Here is a 3,593-nt window from a genome sequence, read left to right as displayed (position 1 = left end):
GTAGTAGCCCATGGACGCTGTCAGGCCGGGGAATCCGGAAGCAACGAAGTTGTAGGAATACATGCCGAACACGGTATCTTCGCCCGCCCGCAGGAAGCTCGAGACGAATCTGTCCGTAGGCAGATAAGTACTGGAGCCGGCGGCACCTTCGCCAGTGCTGGCCTGGTTCAATTGGGTAAAGTTGCTGCCGGAAGACACCCTCTGATAACCACCTGTGAGCGAATGGCCGCCCACGTTGTAAGTGAATATCGCCGCCCAGGTATCATTGTCTATTCGGCCCGGGGTCTCGCCAAAGCCGCTGAGTGTGTAACCGGCAGCGCGTCCTTGGGCAGTATCGTTTTTACCCTCCGCCCGGGTTCGGAAGTAGCGCAAATCGGTTTTGAATGTTTGCCCTTCGGCAATGGGAAACGTGTGTACCAAGCCAAGAAAGTCTTGGTCGTAATAATTTTCGAGTTTGGCATGGTAATACTGTAGAAGAAGCGGTTTGCTCAATTGATAGTCTGCTCCGGCGAAGGAGAAATTGTTGCTTTCACGCCGCCCTCCAGCAACGGCCAGCCCCGAACGGTTAGTCGAAGCTCGCCCGGTGGCTTCGTTGATGCGCCCGCCAACCAGAGTCAAGCTGTCCAGGGGTTTGGAGGTCAACATTGCGCCTTCAAACAATTGCGGGAGCAGTCGACCGTCGTTCGCTACCAGGATCGGCAGTTTGGGTAGCAGCGTTCCGACCTTGAGTTCGGTCTTTGATAATTTGACCTTGGCGGTGACACCAAGCCGGCTGAACTCATGAACAGCATTCCCATCACTGTCATCGGGAAACATGGAGCTGCCCCGATGATTGCCTGCCCCTCCGTCCAGGCGTACGCCCAGGGTACCGAGTGCATCAAGCCCGAAGCCTAATGTGCCCTCGGTGTAGCCTGACTTGAGATCCAGCATGAAGCCATTGCCCCACTCGCGTATTTTGCTTTGGCCTTGAGGACCCGGCTGATTTCTATAGTCGTTGTTGAAGTAGAAATTGCGCACGTTCAGGTTTCCCTGGCTGTCCGCCAGGAAGTCAGCGAAAGCAGTGCCCGGGCCGGCCAACAAGCAACCAATGGCGGACAGCATTAAAGGATTTACAGGGGAGGTTTTTGTCATTGTTATGTGCTCCTGTTGTTTTTTTAATTGTTGTTTTGTAGGCGCGCAGGTTTTTCGAGGCGAGTTCAGCCTGGCCCTGACAGTTTCATCAGGGCGTACTGGGGCCTCAGCGCATGTGCTTTAAAATTGACTGGGAAGTTCTGTCAGCTTTTTAAACTGTCTGGGCGACAGGCGTCGGGCGCAGGCGGTAAACGAGCAAGCCGAGTACACCACCCATGACCAGTATCGAAGCCATGATGTACATCGCCGCATGGGTATTGCCGGTCACTTGAGTCAACCAACCCACGACAATCGTGCTGAAGAAACCGGCAATATTGCCCAGTGAGTTGATCAGCGCGACGCCCGTCGCGGCGGCTGCACCGCCAACCACTGCGCTGGGCATGCCCCAGAAAACCGGAAGGCTGCTGACCATCGCGGCCGTGCCTATGGTCAGGCCAATCATGCCGAGCAACAGGTTGTCGCCGAAATAGGTACCGAAGGCTATGCCCAGTGCGCCGATGCAGGCGCAAATTGCCAAATGCCAGCGGTACTCCCCACGCCGGTCGGAACTACGTCCTACCAGCACCATAGTAATTGCAGCTGCCGCATAGGGGATGGCACTGAGCACACCGATAACCGCCGGTTGCTGCACGCCACTGTTACGGATGATGGTCGGAAGCCAGAAGCTGATCACGTACTGGCCCAGCACCAGGCAGAAATACACGGCGCCGAGCAGCCAGATCTGCGGATTGACCAAGCCGTCGCGTAGGCGATGGCTTTGTTTCTGCGAAGCCTCACGATCGATGGCCGCCTGCATGCCCTGGCGCTCTTCAGGCGACAGCCAATGAGCATCAGCGATTCTGTCGCGCAGCAGGAAAAATACCGCTGCCCCCAGCGCTACTGCAGGCAGCCCTTCAATGACAAACAGCCACTGCCAGCCAGCGTAACCCGCTACGCCATTGAGGTTTTGCAGGATAAAACCCGAGATAAGCGCGCCGAGCATGCTCGAGACGGGCAGGGCGGTAATGAACATCGCCGTCATCACCCCGCGTCGATGGCTGGGGAACCAGGTGGTGAGATAGAAGATGATGCCGGGAAAGAATCCCGCCTCGGCAATACCGATCAGCAAACGCAGCGAGTAGAAGGCCAGTGGCGTCTCGATGAACATCATCGCTGCCGACAAAAGCCCCCAGGTCACCATGATGCGAGCGATCCAGCGGCGAGCGCCAAAGCGGTGCAGGGCGATGTTGCTGGGGATTTCGAACATCAGGTAACCGACGAAAAAAATACCCGCGCCCAAGCCATAAACGGCGTCACTGAATTTCAGATCGTCGAGCATCTGCAACTTGGCGAAACCGACGTTGACCCGGTCCAGATAAGCGACCAGATAACAGACGATCAACAACGGGATAATTCGCCAGGCCGTCTTACGGTAGGCTGATTTCAATGCGTGGTCGGGCATCACGCCCGCAGGGAGTGGAGGTTGGTTCATGTCTAGCCTCTTTATTGTTGTTGTCGAAGCGAAGATGAAACTCTTGTTCAGGTAGCAGGCAGTAAGCGTGTCGAAGGCCATTCGCCTGATCGGCACATGTCGTGTACCACCTGGCTTATCAGCTGCGCGATCAAGGTCCGCAGATTGCTGGCGGGTCGCGTTCCGCAGGTGCAGATACCCAGCGTCCGGAAAACGCCAGGCGCAGCGAATGGGTGGGCAACCAAACGCCCTTCAGCCACTTCACGTATCGCCAGATTGAGCGGCATGATGGTCGGTCCAATGCCAGCCTCGACGGCACTTTTGAGGATGTAGACCGAGTTGACTTCCATGGCCACTGCGGCGGGCGCTCGCTGTTGCTGTTCCAGGGCCTGATCGACGACGGCCCGGGTGCTGTGGCTGTGGGCCCTGCCGGGAAAGACCAGCGGCCGCGACACGGCCTGGGCCAGGGTCACCTCGCCGGGTGGCGGCGCCTCAGGGTCATTGGCGCGATGGATCAGATAGAGGTCCTCTTCAATCAGTGGCGTAAAGCTCACTTCCGCAGGCAGCCCCGTTGGCGTGAACAGCGCGATGTCGACACTGCCACGGATCAACTGGTCGACCAGATTGCCGGTCAATTCTTCGTTCAATTGCAGCTCCACCTGGGGGTAGATCCGGCTCACTGCCTGCAGCAGCGGCAGGGCAATGATCGGCGAAACGCTCTGCGGCAGCGCCACCACGATGGACCCCGTCAATACTCCATGCCCAGGCAGGACCGCCGCCTTGGCATCGCGCAATTGCTTGAGAATGCCCAGGGCATACTCGTAAAACACCTGGCCTGCCCCATTGATGGCGATGCCGCTATTGCTGCGATGGAACAGCGTCACACCCAATTCGTCTTCCAGCGCGCACATCTGCTTGCTCAACGCCGATTGCGCGATGAGCACCTTGCGGGCTGCCCCTGAAAGGCTGCCCGCATCGGCAACGGCCAGGAAGTATTTGAGCTGGCGGATTT

General features: G+C 57.8%; 3 protein-coding genes. All 3 read right to left on the bottom strand.

Going from position 1 to position 3,593, the window contains the following annotated elements:
- A partial coding sequence (locus tag AC1DRJ_RS21720; protein ID WP_477803951.1) for an OprD family outer membrane porin occupies positions 1–1,131 on the bottom strand: 1,131 nt, incomplete at its 3' end.
- 151 nt (positions 1,132–1,282) lie between these two features.
- Positions 1,283–2,602 carry an MFS transporter gene (locus tag AC1DRJ_RS21715; protein WP_477803950.1) on the bottom strand — a complete coding sequence of 440 codons (1,320 nt, stop codon included), beginning with the start codon at positions 2,600–2,602 and terminating at the stop codon, positions 1,283–1,285.
- Between the two features lie 47 nt (positions 2,603–2,649).
- Positions 2,650–3,591, bottom strand: a complete 942-nt coding sequence (locus AC1DRJ_RS21710) for a LysR family transcriptional regulator (protein ID WP_477803949.1) — start codon at positions 3,589–3,591, stop codon at positions 2,650–2,652.
- Positions 3,592–3,593 lie beyond the last annotated feature (2 nt).

This window comes from Pseudomonas sp. P5_B2 (genome assembly GCF_056400445.1).
This window is presented reverse-complemented; position numbering and strand designations above follow the sequence as displayed.